The sequence below is a fragment of the Pseudomonas fluorescens genome (assembly GCF_000730425.1).
Taxonomy (GTDB): domain Bacteria; phylum Pseudomonadota; class Gammaproteobacteria; order Pseudomonadales; family Pseudomonadaceae; genus Aquipseudomonas; species Aquipseudomonas fluorescens_X.
The window spans coordinates 2,177,575-2,196,683 of the sequence record NZ_CP008896.1; the positions used below are offsets into that span (position 1 = coordinate 2,177,575).

21 protein-coding genes and 1 tRNA gene are annotated in these 19,109 nt (G+C 52.7%); 7 read left to right on the forward strand and 15 right to left on the reverse strand.

All coding sequences use genetic code 11. The features are described from left to right. Positions 1-282: 282 nt before the first annotated feature. A complete protein-coding gene (locus tag HZ99_RS09455) occupies positions 283-771 on the reverse strand; it encodes a hypothetical protein (protein ID WP_235205583.1) in 489 nt (162 codons plus the stop codon). A 269-nt stretch (positions 772-1,040) separates the two neighbouring features. On the opposite strand from HZ99_RS09455, the gene HZ99_RS28475 reads away from it, so the two are divergent. Next, positions 1,041-1,598: a hypothetical protein gene (locus HZ99_RS28475; RefSeq protein ID WP_144243167.1), complete on the forward strand. Its 558-nt coding sequence runs from the start codon at positions 1,041-1,043 to the stop codon at positions 1,596-1,598. Positions 1,599-1,641: 43 nt separating this feature from the next. On the opposite strand, the gene HZ99_RS09470 is transcribed toward HZ99_RS28475, so the two are convergent. The 9 genes from HZ99_RS09470 to HZ99_RS09500 form a co-directional block, all read right to left on the reverse strand. Then, the gene (locus HZ99_RS09470; protein WP_038442586.1) at positions 1,642-3,825 is read right to left on the reverse strand and encodes a hypothetical protein; all 2,184 of its coding nucleotides are present in this window, start codon (positions 3,823-3,825) and stop codon (positions 1,642-1,644) included. Beyond that, on the reverse strand, positions 3,825-4,355 hold the full coding sequence (locus tag HZ99_RS09475) for a hypothetical protein (RefSeq protein ID WP_038448034.1): 531 nt from the start codon (positions 4,353-4,355) through the stop codon (positions 3,825-3,827). The genes HZ99_RS09470 and HZ99_RS09475 overlap by 1 nt, the downstream gene beginning before the upstream one ends. Beyond that, the gene (locus HZ99_RS28480; RefSeq protein WP_144243168.1) at positions 4,348-4,533 is read right to left on the reverse strand and encodes a hypothetical protein; all 186 of its coding nucleotides are present in this window, start codon (positions 4,531-4,533) and stop codon (positions 4,348-4,350) included. The genes HZ99_RS09475 and HZ99_RS28480 overlap by 8 nt, the downstream gene beginning before the upstream one ends. Next, positions 4,523-4,690 (reverse strand): hypothetical protein, encoded by a 168-nt coding sequence (locus HZ99_RS28895; protein WP_156996949.1) that lies wholly within the window; start codon positions 4,688-4,690, stop codon positions 4,523-4,525. Before HZ99_RS28895 ends, HZ99_RS28480 begins: the two co-directional genes overlap by 11 nt. 235 nt (positions 4,691-4,925) lie before the next feature. Next, on the reverse strand, positions 4,926-5,351 hold the full coding sequence (locus tag HZ99_RS09480) for a hypothetical protein (protein WP_038442588.1): 426 nt from the start codon (positions 5,349-5,351) through the stop codon (positions 4,926-4,928). Between the two features lie 62 nt (positions 5,352-5,413). Further along, positions 5,414-5,746 carry a hypothetical protein gene (locus tag HZ99_RS09485; RefSeq protein ID WP_038442590.1) on the reverse strand — a complete coding sequence of 111 codons (333 nt, stop codon included), beginning with the start codon at positions 5,744-5,746 and terminating at the stop codon, positions 5,414-5,416. Continuing rightward, positions 5,733-6,032 carry a hypothetical protein gene (locus HZ99_RS09490; RefSeq protein ID WP_038442591.1) on the reverse strand — a complete coding sequence of 100 codons (300 nt, stop codon included), beginning with the start codon at positions 6,030-6,032 and terminating at the stop codon, positions 5,733-5,735. The genes HZ99_RS09485 and HZ99_RS09490 overlap by 14 nt, the downstream gene beginning before the upstream one ends. After that, positions 6,032-6,715: an OmpA family protein gene (locus HZ99_RS09495; protein WP_038442593.1), complete on the reverse strand. Its 684-nt coding sequence runs from the start codon at positions 6,713-6,715 to the stop codon at positions 6,032-6,034. The genes HZ99_RS09490 and HZ99_RS09495 overlap by 1 nt, the downstream gene beginning before the upstream one ends. 227 nt (positions 6,716-6,942) lie before the next feature. Continuing rightward, positions 6,943-7,665, reverse strand: coding sequence for a hypothetical protein (locus tag HZ99_RS09500; protein ID WP_038442595.1), 723 nt, complete (start codon positions 7,663-7,665; stop codon positions 6,943-6,945). Between the two features lie 314 nt (positions 7,666-7,979). On the opposite strand from HZ99_RS09500, the gene HZ99_RS09505 reads away from it, so the two are divergent. Together HZ99_RS09505 and HZ99_RS09515 are read left to right on the forward strand one after the other, a co-directional pair. Next, positions 7,980-8,714 (forward strand): TraX family protein, encoded by a 735-nt coding sequence (locus HZ99_RS09505; protein WP_038442596.1) that lies wholly within the window; start codon positions 7,980-7,982, stop codon positions 8,712-8,714. A gap of 606 nt (positions 8,715-9,320) precedes the next feature. Beyond that, a complete protein-coding gene (locus HZ99_RS09515) occupies positions 9,321-9,974 on the forward strand; it encodes a hypothetical protein (RefSeq protein ID WP_038442598.1) in 654 nt (217 codons plus the stop codon). Between the two features lie 949 nt (positions 9,975-10,923). On the opposite strand, the gene HZ99_RS09520 is transcribed toward HZ99_RS09515, so the two are convergent. The 4 genes from HZ99_RS09520 to HZ99_RS29540 all read right to left on the reverse strand — a co-directional run bounded on the left by HZ99_RS09520 (position 10,924) and on the right by HZ99_RS29540 (position 13,663). Beyond that, the gene (locus HZ99_RS09520; RefSeq protein WP_038442600.1) at positions 10,924-11,448 is read right to left on the reverse strand and encodes a GNAT family N-acetyltransferase; all 525 of its coding nucleotides are present in this window, start codon (positions 11,446-11,448) and stop codon (positions 10,924-10,926) included. 11 nt (positions 11,449-11,459) lie between these two features. Continuing rightward, positions 11,460-11,858: a hypothetical protein gene (locus HZ99_RS09525; protein ID WP_038442601.1), complete on the reverse strand. Its 399-nt coding sequence runs from the start codon at positions 11,856-11,858 to the stop codon at positions 11,460-11,462. A gap of 62 nt (positions 11,859-11,920) precedes the next feature. Beyond that, positions 11,921-13,273, reverse strand: a complete 1,353-nt coding sequence (locus tag HZ99_RS09530) for a replication initiation protein (RefSeq protein WP_080727696.1) — start codon at positions 13,271-13,273, stop codon at positions 11,921-11,923. A gap of 162 nt (positions 13,274-13,435) precedes the next feature. Further along, the gene (locus HZ99_RS29540) at positions 13,436-13,663 is read right to left on the reverse strand and encodes a helix-turn-helix transcriptional regulator (protein ID WP_080727697.1); all 228 of its coding nucleotides are present in this window, start codon (positions 13,661-13,663) and stop codon (positions 13,436-13,438) included. Between the two features lie 368 nt (positions 13,664-14,031). On the opposite strand from HZ99_RS29540, the gene HZ99_RS09535 reads away from it, so the two are divergent. After that, entirely contained in the window at positions 14,032-17,226 is a 3,195-nt protein-coding gene (locus HZ99_RS09535) for a tetratricopeptide repeat protein (protein WP_235205584.1), read from the forward strand. Between the two features lie 286 nt (positions 17,227-17,512). Here the strand turns inward: HZ99_RS09535 and HZ99_RS09540 are convergent. Beyond that, a tRNA-Arg gene (locus tag HZ99_RS09540) sits at positions 17,513-17,589 on the reverse strand. A 330-nt stretch (positions 17,590-17,919) separates the two neighbouring features. Here HZ99_RS09540 and HZ99_RS09545 point away from each other — a divergent pair. The 3 genes from HZ99_RS09545 (at position 17,920) to HZ99_RS09555 (ending at position 19,040) form a co-directional block, all read left to right on the forward strand. Next, positions 17,920-18,144: a hypothetical protein gene (locus tag HZ99_RS09545; RefSeq protein ID WP_038442610.1), complete on the forward strand. Its 225-nt coding sequence runs from the start codon at positions 17,920-17,922 to the stop codon at positions 18,142-18,144. Positions 18,145-18,155: 11 nt separating this feature from the next. Further along, positions 18,156-18,335 (forward strand): PA3371 family protein, encoded by a 180-nt coding sequence (locus tag HZ99_RS09550; protein ID WP_038448037.1) that lies wholly within the window; start codon positions 18,156-18,158, stop codon positions 18,333-18,335. Between the two features lie 378 nt (positions 18,336-18,713). Next, positions 18,714-19,040: an Arc family DNA-binding protein gene (locus tag HZ99_RS09555; RefSeq protein ID WP_038442611.1), complete on the forward strand. Its 327-nt coding sequence runs from the start codon at positions 18,714-18,716 to the stop codon at positions 19,038-19,040. Positions 19,041-19,109: the final 69 nt, after the last annotated feature.

The following is a 19,109-nucleotide window of genomic DNA, read 5'->3' on the forward strand; positions in this document are numbered from 1 at the left end:
CTTAAAGGATCCCGGCCTCGGCCGGGATCTTTATGCCCGCTGCGCGGGCCAAGCCCAGAAGGGAATACGGTGAGCGCCGGGGCGGGACATGTCCCTGCGCACCAGGGGGAGGCTTTGAAGGATTGCTGGCAAATTCGGCGCCAGAAACGAAAAAACCACCGTGAGGTGGTTTCTTCGTAAAGCAGTTTCATATGTCCGCGGGTGGAGGCTTTCGCCCTCGTTTCCCTCGGCTACTGGATTCAATCTAAGGATATTCGCGGTTGTCGTCAATGCTTGCTCAACCTATCGCGCCTCGACTGCGAATCTGCTCAGTAGCTGGACCATTTGCTCCTGGTACTCGCTGTACTCGTCCAGGAGCACTGGGTCTCCGGCTAACCCTGGTAAATAATCAGGCCCGTACTCAGCCGCAAGAGCACCTTGAAGCATCCAGTCCAGATACAAGGGGCGCAACACCCTCTCAGCCAGCCCGGGTTTGCCGTGCGCCCAATAGAATCGATGCTCGGGGGTAGAGACGAAAGCGCAGCCTTTCGCCCATGCAACATAGTCAACTTCCCAGTAAATTCCGATCGCATCAAGGTGGATCGCGAACCAAAGTGAACCACTGGGTTCTTTCGATGCCTTGGCTCTCCAGGATTGCGGGTAGGCGTTGCAGGCCAAGCCGGCGAAAGCAGAGCCCGGGTAGTAGACCATTCGATCACGGCCGATCTGCAAAACGGGCACGGTGTTAACTATGTGATCTACTACGAGATCAGATAAGTGAGGTGGGATCATGGTAACGACCTTAGAGTTTCACAAGGTTGACAATGACTACAAGCTAGGTGATCTTACGCTGGAGCACCCGGTAGGTGCTTGCCGACCCGAATTGGCATAGCCTAGTGCAACTACCCGAACTCCACTCCTGAAATGCTTGTGCATCTCAACCAGCTGATTTCTCTGATCGGGTCCTGGAAATCCTTACTGGAAGGAGATTCACCGATGAGCATTTCTATTTCTTTGGCAGACATTGCCACCGCAAAAAAGATGGCCAAGCAATCAAGGCCATGCTACCTCACCTGACTTACAATCAAAGACTGAATGAGGCTGCAAAGGATTTTTTCAAGCTGCGGAGTTATCACGAACTCGTACAGTTGCGTGGGGCTACGATTATGTCTCATGTCAAAATATGCGACAGCATAGGAAGCTGCGCCTACTGCGGCTTTACGTTCGCTCCAGACCTTCACGAAGATGTATCCCTCCATCAAGAACATCATGATCAGTACGAAGCGGCAGTCACTGCACTCGGTTACAAACCAGACTTGCAAAGAGAGCGAGAACAATTGAAGAGCGATGGTTACTCCGCTGCATATAGTGGAAAAACTATCGAAGATCGTGTTGAAGGAGCTCTTGCAGCAATGAAGGGGCAGTTCGACCGTTCACTTGAATACGCCATTCATGGTGAATATTGGAAGGAACATCCTTCTTTCGGAAGCTTCGTCGCTATGATGAGTAATCACTACTACCATTTTGCCGACGACACAAAGGCCGAGCTAGCTCGGCGCTTTGGCGTAATTCATGGTGAAATAGGCGAAGAAAGGGCTTACTGGCGGCCACAACGGTAAGTTATAGGTAGAACCAAATCAAACTACAGCAATAATAACTTCATCATTCGCCGCCACCTTGAGGAGGCGGCTGTCTTCCTGGTGGATTGATCATTCGACTGATAGAGCCCGTCAGAATCTGGCGGGTACTCATCGACAGCCCACCCATGATTCCTTGCATGCTGTTCTCGTACGGGTTCAGGCCTGGCTCAGAAAGGCTAATCATGTTGAGGACACTGCGGGGGAAACTTGTGATTAGTTGAGCACTGGTGACGACCACGTTCCATGACAGCAAGATGATGACTATGACCATCAGCAAGCCACCAATCAGGATCCCGCCTAGACTTTCCAATGGGCGCCCGACTTCAGCCACGCCTGGATCAAACATGCCCCAAAGTCCCATGGCCATCGCCTGGACCATCGCCAGACCGACTGCGCTGATCACGATCGCTGCTGCCAGACCACCCACGGCCAAAGCAGGATAGAGGAAGATGAAGATGAAGGCGTTATACCCTTTCGCCGACAGCTGGGAGGTGTGCTCTTCGCCTTTCGGTGCGGCCATACCAGCCGACCAGAGCGTCACTCCGAAAAACGTCGTCGCAACTGCGACGAGCCAGCTAATTGCCCCCATCAGTCCATAGATCGCGAAAAGCAGAGGCATCACGTAACCGAGCAACCCCCCGGAGATAATCATTACTCCGCCGATTGCTTTTGGCAGCGTCCCATCGGTGATTGAGCTCAAACCTGGAATATATTGGGCTATCGTCCCACCCGCAAAAAAGCCAATGCCAGTGCCAACGAGCGAGCGTCCCCAGGCCGCGATGTTGTGGATATTCTGATTCGAGGGCCCGGTCGTGGACTTGAGGATGTCGAGCGAAAAAACTCTAGCCAGCAGCGACTTTTCAGTACCAGTATTACCAGGTTGAATTTGAGCCAGGGCTTCGTTCTCGACCAGCTTTGATAAGTCGTCACCTGCCGTCAGCGTAGACAGTGCCGACTTTGGCATCATCTGAGCTGTAGCTCCTTCCGAGTAGCTCGCGGCACGTGAGAAGTCACTCGCTGCGCGCAGCACAAAAGTGCCACCAAGCATCCAACCCCAATTCTTTACTTCATTAAAATACGCTTCACTGCGAGCAGCCTGGTCGGTAGCAATTGTGGTGGCGATGGTTTGCTCAACCACTTTTTTGTACCAGTCAGCGGACTGACTAGCCCATGTGATGCTGTCTTCAAAAAACTTCTTCGCGTCCCCTGCCCCCACAGTCCCGTCTCGGGCCGAAATTGCCTGCTGGACGGCATGCTCAACCAGACCGATCCAGATTTGACGCTGAGCCGAGGCTATACCGGCCTCGATAGAGGCAGCATTGTTTTTCTTGACCTGTGCGTACTCATCGCTGCAAGTCATTGAAGACAACCAGCCGGCTTGGCAAAACCACCCCTCGGTTTCCATCTCCCTTTCGACCGTGCCAGTAACAGCGTCGGGTTCGATCAGTCCCTGGACACCCATGCTGGCAGCTCGGGCCAATTCGTCACTCGGCGGGATTAACGGTATCTGCAATGATCGGCCAGCGTTTGCGATATACACATCTGCAGCAGCCGTTTCAGTCGAGCCTGCAGCGGGATATTTACTGCCGTAAACCTGGTTCCATCTGATTTTCAGAGCCTCTTCTGCAAGGTCGCGACTCGAAAGTGAGATCATCTGATCGTTAGGATCTCGAAAAATCTTCAGACCGGCGAGTTGAACCGCTGAGATTTTCCAGCTGTTTAACATGTCCAAAGCGACTTTCGCGTCAACTTCAACTCGAAATTTCGGATCGCTAAACAGGTTATGGCGATGCATCAGCTCAAAAGCATTGTGCTGCATAGTGTCGCCAAATTCTGCCGCAGACTTGGAGATACCTGCGACAAGTGCGTGCCCAGGCGTCAAACTGATCGGAATTCCGCCAGCACTAGAGACCGGAATAACTGGTGCAATTAAAGACAAGGCGACGATCACCCGCAGCGGGTAGAAAAATGCCTCGTTTCCATCTCTTGCACCGAAAAAGTTACCATTGTTTTTGAGTCGAAAAATACCGAGAAACATGGCCCAGGCCGCTAGAGCGCCGAACATCGCAAGGCCAAGTGTTGCGAACGCGGACGCAAAGATTGTCAGTGGCGTTACGTCTTGGGCAATGAAATCAGTAACTTCTGACGGGTGAAATATCCAACGCCCAAACATCCAGGACAATACCAACTGTGAAAAACTGGTCATCACTTAGCCCTCACCCGAACTTGGTAATCAGCCGGCAACGTTTTACCGACGAGCAAACTCGGATTACGGATAACATCCCTCAGAAATTTAATTACTGATGGAGCGCTTTGCGAATAGGCCATGTTCACACGATATGCATTTTGGAAAAGCATCATGCACACCATGTTCAGAAAGGCCAAATTTGCAAAAATCATCAGACTACCCCGGTCCCAATTTGCAACCAGATTACCGAGCACCCCAGCTATGCCGAGAATAAGAATCGCGTTCACGAATAAAAGTGACTTATAGGCACGTCGTAATGAATCATTAGTAATCATGCAATCTGTGCACATTTTATCCCAGAGCAGGCGATCATCAGTTTCCGCCAGCTCACGATCACCTTTCGCCTGGTCACGAATAGCCTTGAACCAGCGGTAACCCCCTTTAATAAAGTAGATCGGCAAGCTTACTGAATATTTCAGCTCGCGTGCAGCATTCTTCGTCTGGCTGTAGCCGGTCAAATAACCTGCGACTGTTTTGAGCTTACTCATGATCAGTCTCACTGGTATAAACTGGTGGAACTGGAACCGGCGGAACCTGTATGGCAGCGAATGTATTTGGGTGAGGCATTGGTGTCGCTTCACGCCCTGGAACAACAAGGCCAAAGTAAATAATAAAACCAATCCCAATCGCCCGTGGAATCTTTACTGAGGCCTCTTTAAGCAGCATTTCTAATCTCCTCATCTAAGATTATTTCTACAGTCCCAGCCAGTGCTGCTATTACGTGAGCGTCGTGCTCACAGATTTCAGGTAATTCGCACGCCTTGACTTGAATCTCACGGAGAGCAGCCAAAGCGCGGTTAAGTTTATCCGTTGTAATGCTCATACTCTTTCCTTTCGAATTTCTAATGCTAAATCTTAATAGCCGGCACCAAAACCTTCCAATTGCATATTTCTAATCAGGTAAATATTTTTGCAATTCTGTCAGCATATAATAATCAAACACGAGGAAGAATTTAGCGCCCACAACTCTCAAACCAATAGCTATAAACTATGGCTTGACTATTAATATCCCACCCACAAAAAAACCCCTCATTGAGGGGTTTTTTTGCGAAGCTTGATCAGTACCGGCGAAGTATTCCGGTCATCTCGTTATAGAACTCCTGGGGATGCTCACCATGGGTCTCGATATCCTTCTCAGCTACATATGCCCGCCAAGTGCCATTCTCAAAGACAAACTTAAATCCATCAGTGCTTGCTGTTCGGCGATTGACGCCACCGTAGTTGTCAATGGGACGGACTTTTTCGACGCCATCGACGACCAGGGATAAATAGCCGGTGTCTGGATTGCTTTTCTCATTCCAGAAGGTCAGTACGATTTTTTTTGCCTTGGGTGTGCCGAGTGCATCCTCCAGATATTGAGAGGCTTTCGCACTGTAAACTGCGTCAGTAGTCGCAGCTTTCGGCATGACCTGATTCAACTTCTGTTCGCCACACCCAACCAGGGCGACCAGAGTCAGCACTAGTATGGCGATTTTGATTTTCATGATTTCAGTCCTCTTTACTTCGCAATTTTCAACCGGATCGCATGATTTGTGTATCAGCGGGCTCATAGCTCGATCAGCTGAGGAGTGAGCAAGGCCAAGTAAGCGGCTGCAGTCACGTACAGCAGGCCGAGGACAGCAGATCCAGATATCGTTAGACCGGTGTGAGCGGCGTACGTCAGGCCGGCGATCGCAAACGCCCAGGTCATCGCTGCAGCGCCGCAACCGAACACCAGAGCAAACATCACGAGAGCAGCGAGCCAGCGGAAATCAGAGATCGAAACATAACGACCAAAGTCGACACAGGCCTCCAGGCCGGCAACCAGAAAGCGCACTGGAATGCGAGCGATCCGGCGAGCGGTCGTGAATCCGGGCCAGAAAATACTAAGTGCGTTCATCGTTTATCTCCCGCACCAGGTCCTGCTGCGCTTCGCGCCAGGCCTGGATGATCTGTTTAACCTCAATAGAGCCGTGATGTAGTTTTTCGCGTGTACCTGGAGCAAGCCGGATCCTCGTGCTGGAACCAATCTCGGCATATACGCCAATTTTGATCTTCAGTTCCTCAAGCTCCATCAGGTCAACAGCACCGGACTCAACCATCAGTGCGACCGCTTCCAGGTGCTCGCCCTGCATCAGGAGCAGGGCGACATCCAGGCTTGGCGGTGAAGCCAGGCGCAGGCTCATTACTGAGCCTTATCCATGGCCACGGGCTGGATCGGTGCCTTCAGGCGGATCTCGACCCGGCGGTTTTGTGCCCTGCCCTCCTCCGTGCCGTTGTTTGCGATCGGCTGGGACGGGCCAGCACCGTAGATCTGGATGCGAGTTTTATCGATGCCTTGGGCGATTAGGTGTTTGCCGACGCTGATAGCGCGCTTCTGGCTCAGCTCAATGTTGTTGGAGTTGCTACCAATGCTATCGGTGTGGCCAGTCACCTCAATGTTGTTTTCTCCGTACTGCTTGAAGGAACCAGACAGCTTGTCCAGGTTAAATTGGGCAGCAGGAGACAGTTCGGTCGAGCCATTAGCGAACGTGATCGCACCAGGCATCACCAGCTTGATGTCATCGCCTTGGCGCTGTACGTCGATGCCAGTGCCGGCAGTTGCCTTGCGCAATTCGGCTTCCTGGCGATCCGCATAGACGCCGTAACCCGCGCCGGCCAGACCGCCGATACCGGCACCGATAAGTGCGCCCTTGCCGTGGTTGCCTTTATTGATCAGTGCGCCTGCAGCGGCGCCGGCGATGGTGCCGATACTCCCCCAGGTCAAGGTCTGGTTGCGCGAGCCGTCTTTGTCAGTCGGGGCGAGGTTGGCGCAGCCGGCCAGGGAGAGGATGCTGATGATGAGCGATGCGGAGATGATCTTTTTCATTGTCGAGTCCTTTACTGCGACGGGTTGATTGGGTTTGCACGCAATGGCATGCGAAGCCGCGGGAGCGGCAGATCAACTGGTGTCACAGCGAAGACCCGACTGGGCGTTTCTTTTTATTGCCTCCCCTCCCCTGTCGCTGATCCGAGGAAGTTCAGTGCGCAGCTTATATCTACACCGTACTACTTAAAACTCCAGCCGAGTTGCTGCCCGACTGGATTAGTCTAACTTTAGGGCTGTGGAGGCTCGTAGTCGCGGTACTCACCGCGCCACTCAGCGGCTTCGTCCTGGTCAATCCGACCTTGGCTCAACAGAGCGAGAATATGGATTTCGGTCAACGAACAAGCTGACCGGCTATGGAAAGTGCGGAGCGCGTTGTCCAACAGAAAGTCACGGACATCCACGTCTAATAGAGCGCCCTCGTGCTTAGCGCCCTCCTCAAGCTCTATGGTGGCCTCATCCAAGGTTTTGTCGGCTGACCAGTAATCGGTCAAGCTGCATTGGCCCAAGCTATCAGCATCCCAGATCTGGGCATGAGTATATTCGTCGTCCCCATCTAACTCGACCCGGATCAGGGCTTCCAGCTCTTCTTCAGCAACTTTGGCGTCATCACTCAGCTTGCCGACCCTGTTATTGTCGTCCCAAACATCTTCGGCGCCGCCCACAATACGGGTGGCCAGTACTTGGAACTCGGCACTGCGTAGAAATGCTGCGATGGCCGAGCCACGCACATCGCTGGGAACTCTATAGCGGCGCACCAGGCCATGCCAGACGCTGAACGGGACTCCGTTACCGACCTCGCCATTGACATCCGCCTTAATCTCGCCGCTGCAGATGTCAATGGCAATGTAGGCAGGCTGCGGTTGCAATTGACGATCGTACTTTTGGTACAACGGTGCAATCGAGTCTGCAATGTCTTGTAAATCGTTGAGGATAACAATCACATCTTTCATGTCGGAGCTCCGTAACTCTGTTAATCGAATGATTGAAACGAGAACATTCGAAGGGTGCCAGAAACAACTGGGACACATATGAGTAACAGCGGCCATCCGACAGGACATTTTTAATTATTGCCTAACCTCCCCTACCGCTGTTCGGGGGAAGCTCGGTGCACAGTCATTAACTACAAAGCACTTCTTGAAGACAATTATCCCCCAGCACAACTACATATACAAGCACTTCACTCACGAGCACTCATGATAAATATATATCACAAGCGTAGAACTCATATATAATCAACACTAGCAAATAGCCTTGCAGGCCAACAATGAAAAATTTCGAAAGAGACAACTCACTTGATCTAATTAAGTGGATCGCACTATTTACGATGATCATCGATCACGCCTGGTTCGTGCTACCAAATGAAGTCCACGAAAATCTGTACTGGATGCGAATTATCGGTCGGTTTGCATACCCTTTATTCTGCCTGGCGATTGCGGTAAATGTTGTCCGGCAGCCGGTCGGATATCCGAGCGAGTGGAAATACCTGGGTGGGATATTTCTGTTCGCAATGCTGAGTCAATGGCCTTATTCGAGATTTTTCGACAATGGAAATTTAAACATTTTTTTCACTCTCGCACTCGGCTTGTGTATAGCCCAAGCTGCACATCATAGATCGCCAAGGCTAATTGCAGGCGGGTTACTCGCATTTGCGCTGTCGATAGCTTACAGACCGGTGCTTGGATATGGTGTGACAGGGGGGCTACTGCCTGTTGCCTTAATGTTTGCGCTCAAGGCGCAGGGGCTTGAGTCCAGGATCGCGAGCTGGTCAATAGCAGCACTCTTAGCCGTGTTAGCAAACGGCGGCCTACAAATACTGCTGCTATCTGATCAGCTGCTCAGCGATCAGATTGTGATTGGAGTTGCTGCTATTGCACCGCCGTTCGGCCTGTTACTCCTGCAGGTCCGTGTGCGCCCGCTACGGAAAGTCGGTAGCTGGCTATACCCCCTCTATCCAATCCACCTGATGATACTCAAATCACTGTCGATAGCCTGGACCTGATGCGCCCTTACGATCTACGGGAAGAAGAGTAAATGCTGTACATTTCCAACTATTACGACATCGCCCGGCAAGGCAGGGCGGGGCTTCCAAGGAGAGATTTGCCGTGAGTCAAGGCGAGACCTGGACATGTGGAGATTGCGGTGAGCCGTGCATGCCAATCCGCGTCGGCGAGAAAAAAGCTCCGTGTAGTCGCTGCGGGAGCTTTGCGAAGCATATCCACCTAGTGTTCGTCGACGAGGCTAACCTGACGGTGACAGACTTTTTAGACGTTCAATCCAAAAATGTGAACGTGACGGGCAAGCGGAAAATCCGACGACACCTTCAGACGGGAAGCCAATGGAGCGTTTCCCGGGAAAAGTTTGTTGAAAAGGTGCGAGATATCGATCGAGATGCTGATACTTACTACGAGCGCGTCTTAGATCCCGAGACCGGGGAGGTGCTTAGGCACTGCGAAGAGCCGTTAAGCGAACATTTCGGACGTGGGTCGGCGAAGCCCCGATCGGAGTAGCATCGCGAACGACGAAACGATCGAGCGTTCGTGCGTTCTCCGCACCAAGGCTTGTTAAGAAACTGAAACTTCGAAGCCAATAAAAAAAGGAAGGGACTGTGGACTCCGGCATCGTTTATGTTAAAAGCTACAAGGAAGGATTCGATTTCGTGGACTTTCTCAAAGAGGTCCACAAACATCCAGAGTTCTCGCATTTTCTCGTAACGAGATTCGATGCGATCAACGCTCGCGATTATTTTCGAGAATATATTGTTGAAAACGGATTTTCTTCGTTATTTAATTTTTCGCTGGCTTGCGATGCTGTAATGCATGGGGGTATCCATGTGAATGAAATCGCGGACGTCGTTCTTCAATTCGTTGAAAAACTGAAAGGAGTAAAGGATCTTTTCATTATTGATCCCTATTTTTATTCGGATGATCCTGATTGCGTTGCCCTTTTCGAAAAAATGATGTCCGCACTTTCCGACCAGCTTAGCTCCGTGACATTCTTTACGAACGGTAGAACGGCTAATAAGAGTTCGACTATGCATTCTGCCCTGAAGGCAGTTGCGCCAAATGTTTCGATCAAGGATGTTGTTACCGACGAATTTCATGATCGTTTTTGGATAGATGCTGAAAACATGGCTGGCATTGTTATGGGCACCTCCTTGAACGGGATCGGAAAAAAAATCGCGCTTATTGATCACCTGTCCAAACTTGACGCGCGCGAAATCGCCAAACTGGCGCGCCAATTAATCAAGCCCACGACATAGCGCGCCAACAGTCACCGACAGCAACGAGGCAAATTGCAGACTGTAGGCCGTTCTCTGCCAATTATTGTTACAACGCTTATCGGTCAAACCCGATGCAATCACTGATCAGAACGAATGCAAGTGACTGGTCGGGTCGATTGCACCGGGTGGTCAACTGGAGCGCAATTTCGCACACGGCCCTTCAATCCATTTCCTTCCCTTACGGGGCCTCTCAAGCGCCTCTGGCGCTTGATCAAAGATTGGGCATCCCGTCTCGCAGGCGCGCAGATACCCCGACGATAAGCACTACTATGGGTCGATAGAGAATACGAAAAAATCGTACGCTAAGCGTTTGAGTCCATAGAGCTTGAAGCCTTGAGGCTATGGCTATTCAGGAAATCGGGGGCCAGAAACGGCGAATCCCTCTCTAGGAGGGACTCTCAGCCGTCGAATGCATGCGTTCGACGGGGCAGGTCGTTCTTGCGTCGCGCTGGGCGAACTGCTTTCGCAGTAACGGGGTGCGATCCTTTCGGATCCCTGTGACCACCCTTTGGTACACGACTAAGGCGCAAGTTAATTATGCAAGGATTTACAAGCGTTCAAAAGGCCCACTGATCATTTCTGTTCATCCTGCTCCACGCTGAATAATGGCCCTTGCCATGCTCAAAGCTCGCAGCCACGGACTTCAACTCATAGGCCAGGGTCGCTGGCCTAGTCGGCTCACGCAGCGCCTCAACCTGACAGGCCGCATGGTATTTCCCCTGTCGAATTCCTCTAGCTGAGTCGTAATGCATCCAGGGCTAGATGTTAAATTCATGTTAGGCAGCTCGAACCCGTCTAGAGCTCAAGTTCTCCGGGCCTTCCAGATATCGCCCCGCGCAGATACCCCGACGATAAGCACTCCTATCCCGAGGTTGGAGTTTGGGAGTAACGGAACAGAAAAGTGCACTTAAGCCCAACTGCTGCCCCGTCAGGATGGCTGCTGTGCAGCCTCAAGAGCTTTGAAGCCCTGGATGATGGTGCCTGTCGAGAGTGCCAAGCGTAGAGGGCTTGTGTTGGTCTCTACAAAGTCCAGATCGCGATAGTAGCTTGCTGCCTTTTCGTCCTTGGCATCGACCAGGATGAAAGCCACGCCAGAATGCTTGGAGATCGCGTACACCCGTCGGAAGAAATCGACCATTAGCCGCTTGCCGACTCCTTTACCTTGCTGACCTTTGTCCACAGCCAAACGGCTGAGCAGCACTGCCGGCATCGGGTAGCGGGGCATCTTTTTCATCTGCTCTTCGCTGAGGCCGGACTCCACGACGGAGGCGTTGGCCAGCGTGTAGTAGCCTATCAGCTGGCCATCCTCAACAAGCATGAACGTCCTGGAGACGTTGCGCTTTTCGTCTTGGGTAGCCTGTTGGGCGATATAGGTATTAAGGGCAAAGTGACGACCGCAATCAAAAGCTTTGCGGTCTATCGACTTGTCGTACGGGACAGTGTTGAATTCCATTTCCTAAAGCCTTAGCGCAGTGCGAGCAAGGCCTGGAGTTTGGCGTTTGGCGGAGGGGGATTGTCGAGCATCTCACGAGCGACAGCCGAATTCATAACGGTGAGGCCTTCCAGATCCACCAAGTCAACGACCACGGCTTCTTGCTGGCTGCGTACCAGGGCCTGCATCTGTTGCTGCAGCTCCTTGATCTCCTTCTGCATCGCTGACAAGGACGACTTTTCAACATGCTTGAGCTTTGACCAGCCTCGATGGCGTAGGAAAGACTTCACTCGCAATGCATGAGTAGTCTTGACCTCTTCGTGCTGCGAGGGGTCGCCAGAAAATGCGAGCGTCACAAAGCGACCACTGCCGGCTTCCTGAAACAGGGGCTGGCCTTTTGCGGTTGGTTGGGACTTCGATTTATCGGTCATGGGAACACCTCATTTGTGCCAAGACTACCACATAAAGCTTGACATCGCTTTACCTGAGGATGCTATGAGGCTGAGGTTACGGGCTCTTCAAGCTTTTTGCGGGGCAGGCAGGGGGACTTACAGTGCACTTTCTGTTCCGTTGCTCCCCTAATCCCTACCCCCACTTCGCGCCAGTTGCTTTTCAAAGCCAACTGCAGAGGGGCGGTTACCTGATGTGCACCATAATTAACATCCAAGGTCGCGCTGGTAGGGGCAGCGGAATGATTGCATTCGCTTACTCGATCGCTGGTGCCAGCGACGATTTGTGATTGCATGCAAGGGGATTTAGCCGCGCCCAGGACGGCTATGATCTGCGGCCGCGAGACTTCATCCAGGACGTGGCCATAGTTGGCCACCGTCTGCCGAGCGAGACCCGCAAAGGTGGCTATCGAGGCTTGAGTTAGCTGTTCACCGCGCTCCTGGAGTCCTCTGCACGCCGCTCGGATCTTCGATTCGGTAGCCTTATGCCGCAATTCGTGGGTGCGCCTGGCTGCGAGGCTCTGACGCTCGTTTAGTGGTAATGACTTGTCGAGTTCCATCGCCCCCCGGCAACACTTGGCACTGCCCTCGTAGCGCGTCCACGTCCAACGTGCGACGGATCTGACCGTCGCTCTTACTGAGGACAGCATTAAGTCCTGGGTAAAGCCATTCCTAGCGAACTTGTTATGGTTGTGAGCGAAGGCTTCCAGTCGCCGTGTGAACGTGGCAAGCGTCCCGCGTTCGCGCTCCTGGTTCACGATGCTGTAAGCGAAATAGCGAAGCTGTTCAAACAGGATGCAGTGTCTGGAGTGCGGGAGGTCTTCCAGCTGTGGCCCCGTCTTCCAAGGCGAAACCTCCAGCTCCACATAATCGGCCAGTTCGCCTAGCTCGTAGACGTGGTTATGCAACTCTGATGTCGACCACCACGGATGCCCTGGAGTCTTGGCGACGGGGCCGCTGTTGTAATCGGTATCGGCCTTTAAGCGCAGGGCAAAGGCGGTGTAGACCGCCTTCATGTACTGAATCGGCTTGTCTCGGGCGTTCTCAGTCGTGCAGACCGGGGGAATGGCGTAGAAAAGGTGTGAATGTCCATTATTCCTGTTCCGCACGATCAGATTCGGCGGCGGCAGACCTTCGTCGTCCCAGGCAAGTGAATTAATGTGATCGAGGTCGAAGATCAGCCAAGACACCATCCCTGGACGATTGATCTGCATGTATGGATAGCGAATGGCGTGCTCGCGGGGGCGAACTCGCGCGGCGGTTTTGTTATCGCTACAGCGAGCCAGATACGGGGCCTCTGTCAACACTCGATTGAACACACCGCCGGGCTCAAAGAATCGGGATGGAGGTGTATCGCTAAGTGAAGATGTGCCAAAACAATGAGCTATTGCCGCCATCGACCACCGCCTGATCGGCGGTGAACACGCACGCAGAATTGATGCTTGCAGATCTGCAAAGGCATATACATACTGTGTTCACCGATTGCGTTCCGCAGGTTTCCGCCAAGAAATCAGCTGCTGAACGTAATTAAGGAAAGGCCCGCCTCGTGCGGGCTTTTTTTATGCCCGTTTTTGCGAGGCGTGTCGTTGCTGCGCGTAAAACTCACAAATGTCTGCGAGGTTCCAGCGAATTGCGCGACCGAAATGCAACGGCTGTGGAAAGGTGGGATCGTTCTTCGATAGCCGATAAAGCGTTGAACGTGAAATCTTAAAGATCTCGCAAACCTGCTCAGTAGTTTGAATTTGCATCGCATATATCTCGTTGTCGAAGCCTGTGACGCTGATCATTCGCGACACGAGCTGACACGTCAATCCGCTGAACTTTGGCACTAACTTGCTGTTTTCCCCGTCGTTTTTCTATCGCAATTGCATCTGAATATATTTATGCGGCGCCACAGCGAGGCGCTAACAAACAAAGCGACAGAAATGAATTAAAACACTTGTAATTATAACTAACTAATCTAGGTAAATTTAGATTTACGTCGATTGTGAGCATCACGCCTGGTTGTTACGCCAGTACAGAGGACACCCCAAGCCGATCCGCCGCGATGGGATACAATCTCGGAAAAATCGCTAGTGTTTTTTAGACGCAACAGCACGCTTTCCATTGCCAAGGACCGCCGATGCCCCCGCGAACAGAGAGCCACAGGATGCAGATGAAGGCTGAAGAAAAGGTTGTTTCGCCATCACGGTTCATGCGCCAGTTCCGACCTGAGCTCTATTCGGACTCAACCTCTAGCGTCAAGCATCAGCTCAAAGCCGAGGTCCTGTCGCATCACCTGGACACCATCACCGAGCGTAACCAAACGCATGACTTTGAACTGTTCTGCCGCAAGCTTTGCGAACGGACGATTTGTCCAAACCTAAGGCCGGCAACTGGCCCGGAGGGTGGCGGTGACAGCAAGGCCGACACCGAGACCTCTCCGGTCTCCGATGAGATTAGCAAGCTCACCTTTATCGGTATGGCCAATAGCGGCAGCGAGCGATGGGCTTTCGCCTTCAGCGCGAAAAAAACGTGGGCCGACAAAGCGAGGTCGGACGTGGATGGAATCGTGGCCACAGACCGCGACTACAAAAAGATCTTTTTTGTGACGTCCAGAGCCGCGCGTGCGAAGGATCGAGCCCGAGTGGAAGATGAACTCACCCGTAAGCACGGTGTTCAAGTGATCATCCACGACCGTGCCTGGATCATCAATGAGGTCATCGATAAGAATCGCCGCGATCTTGCGTTTAACTATCTGAAGATCGGTGAAGAAACGAGCGATCTTGATCTTGGCCCATCTGATTATTCGCGAAAGCAGCAACTAGCCGACATAGAGCAGGAACTTGCGGACCCTTCTACGTTTGTCGGGATGAAGATGCAGCGCGCATCCGAAGCGCTTGTGGCAGCAAAGCTGGCGCGAGAACTGGAACTGCCGCGAACTGACGTCGACGGCAGGTTTGTTCGGGCCGTTCGCCTGGCGGACGATGGAGGAACGCTTCGGCAGCAGCTCAACGCGCGCTACGAGTCGCTCTGGACGGCGTTCTGGTGGTTCGACGACATCAAGGCCATCGTCGACGGCTATGATGGCTTTGAAGCCCTTGTCATCGGAAACGAACATGCGACTAATCTTGAGATGCTGTGCAACTTGGCGCAGTTACTATTCAATACCGTCATTCATGAGCACCTCACGTCGGAGCAAGTCCGACTGGAACCCCGAATTGCCCGGTTATCATCAAGGCTTGCTGAACTAGCGAGCGACAGCAGCCGGCCAAACAATGCGCTGGAGGCAAAGACTTCGCTGCTGACCATCCAGCTCAACGAAGCCCTGATTGCCGGCGAGCCAGAACGAATTTCCTCGCTGTGGCCACAGTTTGCAGACATCCTCGTCGAGGCTGACGGCTTGGGGGAGTTTGATGCTAAACGCCTGGTTAGGCTAATTGAGGTGTTCGGCCAGGTCGCCGGCAAAGACCGAGATTACCGGAACCTTGTGGACCAACTCTCCGACTTCGTGTCTAAACGTACGGGGGAGGTTCAAGGCGCGGTGGTATTGCTCAATCGCGCCAAGCAACTCGACTTCGACGAAAACATGGAGATGATCCGGCTTCTTGGCAAAGCCGCCCGGCTTCTTTCCAAAAAGGAGCATGCGGAAAACCTGGTTGACGCCCTGCTTCAACTTTCGGTCGCTTACCAAAGCGCTGGTTTACTCTGGGCGGCACGTGCGAGCTGCACCTCGGCCGCCGCGACCTTGTTCATTGAAGGTGAAGAAAACGGCGAACTCTCGTCAACTCTATTTCCGACGCTGATGAATGCGGCATGGCAAGCGGTCCAGCTTAAGCACTTCCCTGAGTTGCTGGGAATGGTTCAGATCGCGCGCGGATGCCTGAACGCTTTGCCACTCGACGACAAGTCGAAGAGTCGTGCCGCCGCGCAATTGAAGGACTTCGACATGGTCCTAGCCTGTCAACTGACGAACCTCTCCTCGGAGGAGGTACCGCGACTAGAATTGATGCCTGATATCTTGGAAGGGCTGGACCTGAACATCAGCAGGTTCACGCTGCTATACCTGCTGGGATATGAGGACGCTCTGAGGCAGGAAGGATGGATTCCCGAAAGCGAATCTCCCAAGGACGTGCAGAGTTTTTTCAATCAGTTGGCGGGGCAGCCCGCTGGCGACGCACATTGGCGTCCATCAATTTTCAACGGCCAGAATACTCAGGTGTTTGCCACCTCAGTACTTGGCGTTCAGGTAAACGTCATACATGAGCCCACCGACACAGGTATAACCGTCGCCGAAGCCATTGCTGGAACAGTCGAGGCGTTCTTCGCGACCGCGTTCGAACTGGGCGCTTTCGCTCACGCAGAGCGTTTCGATGTCACAGTTGTCGATGCGAGCATCGCGCGTTTCGAGGTGACGGCTGATTTGGACCGTATGAGAGCGACGGTTCGCTGGCCCAATGACGTATTTCCCGGGACCCCGTCGGTGCATGGCGACTTTCTCTCCATGTTGCTGGAAGTCGCCGCCATCATCTTTTCAGCGACTTGCACTGCGAAAAACTTCAAAGAAGCCGCTGATCGGCTATTCAAGACAGACGCAGCAATGGAACGCGTCGCGATGATTGGTTCACTGTGCATCAGCCGCCAGCGCATCTTCGACGGCGTGTCGCGCCTGAACTCCTGGGATAAGCGTTCACCGAAAAGGTTCGAAGCCAAGTTGGAAAGGCCGCAGGTTAGACGAGAGCCGCGGCCAGCCCAAGAAGAAACGCAAGCCAAAGACGAGATCCTTGATGAGAGGGAATTCCCGACGTTGACAGACCACCGCAATGTGAAAGTCCGATCGGTGATCGATGTACACCTCTGGGATCGCGCTGGCTGGATGGGCATAGCTTATGGAGTGGTTAATCCCATGGCGCCGCCCTTCATTGCGATAATGTTTAAGGATAGGGATGCGGCCGTAAAAATATTTGAGCGGTGGCGAGAGCGATTCGGGAAAGTAGACAAAGAGGAGGAAATCCACATAGGCATTGTTCGCCGGTTTTCCATCGAGCATCCGACGCATTACGGAATGGTCATCACCTCAAAGATCCCGAGGGATCAAGGGGATCTACAAGTTGCGATGCTGGCGTCGCGCTCCCTGACCATGGAACCTGCTGATGACGTCAACCTCACAAGGTTTTTGGACGACTACAAGAAGGCTGGTGCTTATCTCTTAATGCCAGTCGTAATGGTGCCTGGGCAACCACCGCAATTCATCGACGGAATCTATCTGCTTAAGAGATCGTTGCAGGTGAAGGACGCTTCCGATGTTGGCCCAAATGACCTAGAAAACATGTTTCTTCAGCCTCGGGGATTTGGGCACAAGCACACATGACTTGTAAGGCTTTATCTCTGTCAGCCGCCCCTACATGGGCGGCTCAAACGTGCCGGCCAATTCTGACGCATAGAGATCAACTGCAGCGCAAATGACTTTTCAATTGGAATGGAATTCAAAGAAATTGAAAACGACTAGCACCAGTTTCGGAAATCGACCAAAAACAATGGTTCCTTGGTGGATCTCTCGATAATGAACGTGCAGAGAAGTGGGGACCAAAGTGGGGACTAGCAACAAGGATAATCGAAAAAGCTAACACCCAGTTTCGCTAACCACTTGATAATTATGGTGTCCCAGGGCAGGTTCGAACTGCCAACCTTCCCCTTAGGAGGGGGATGCTCTATCCAATTGAGCTACTGGGACAAGTGACATGTACAACGCCCAATGGCGCTGCGACAGACGGCGTGCATGTTAACGGCCAAGGTGAGTTTTGTCATGTCGTCCGTCAGCTTTTTAGGCGTAAGCCTTTGTTCCGTACCGCCACTGATTTGCCGCTCCTCGCAGGGCCGCGGCCGGCATCGTGCAAAATGCATTAGCGCTAAAGGCCATCATTGCACATTGCAACGAGCCATACTTTTGAGATCACTATAAATAATTGATTTAAAAGAAATTTAATGAAATTCGCAGCTGGCACGATGACTGCAATCTTTATCCTTACAAATCTGTCCTGCACATGAACACGGGGAAACACCCATGAACAGCACCCTCCTGATTCTGAACGCCATGGCCCTGACCGTCCTGGTGATGTTCCACTTCCAGGCCAGTAGCGACAGCGATGCAGCACAGATCGGCCACACAGGCAGCCATCAGACCCAGCAACGAGCGCAACTGGCGGTGATGACAGCCAATGGGCAACCCTCCGTTCAACTGGCACAAGGTGCACAAGCCACCGGCACTTCTGAGCACTGGGTTTTCTAAGCGAGCCAATGATGACCAAGACCACCTGGCTGTTTTTTATCCTGACCCTAGCCACAGGCATCCTGGGGTTCATCGCCACTTCGACTGCCTGGCAGACCTTTTACCTGGGCGCCTGCGCCGTGTTCGCCAGCGCGTGGGTGGTTTGCGCAATTGTCGGGCGCCGCTTCAAGTTCGACCCGGTCCTGCGCTGAACAGCCCCCCTCTATCACCTGACCTTATGTCGCCCCGTCGCGCAAATCGGCCATTTGCCACTAGTCTTAAAATTAAGGGCAAAAGGCCACATTGCTATAGGATGTGCGCCCGAAAGCCCTCTCGCATCGAGAGCCTACGCTGCGTTTACAGCGTAGAAAAGTTTTCCAACCAGTCCGCAAATTCGAGAATGAGTACTGGCATAAAGCCTGTAGGAAGCTCAATATTTGTCACAGAATTGACGCCAATGAACTGGCAAATTTGAGGCATGATGCGGCCTCTTTGCAATTCAGGTTGAACATTTGTTCGCAAGCCTTGTCCTAACACACATCTTGCGGCCAATTCCAAAAACCGCTCCCCTGAACTAACCGGTTAAATATATGCGCCCATTGAAACAGGCAATTTATTCCAGCCGTACGGCTGACAAGTTCGTCGTACGTCTGCCAGACGGAATGCGGGAACGCATTGCCGAGGTGGCTCGCAATCATCATCGCAGCATGAACTCTGAAATCATCGCGCGCATGGAGCAAAGCCTTATTCAGGAAGGCGCGCTGGGTGACGAACTGAGCATGCGCATGGACAGCCCGGAGCTGTCACTGCACGAGCGCGAGCTGCTACAGCGGTTTCGCCAACTGTCCCACCGCCAGCAAAATGCGCTTGTGTCGCTGATTGCTCATGACGCTGAGGCAGCCGCAGAAGCCGAATAACCGGTAACTGAAAGCTGAAGCCAGCCTTGCGCTGGCTTTTTTTTTGCCTGAAATGCGGGAGCAAGCTCG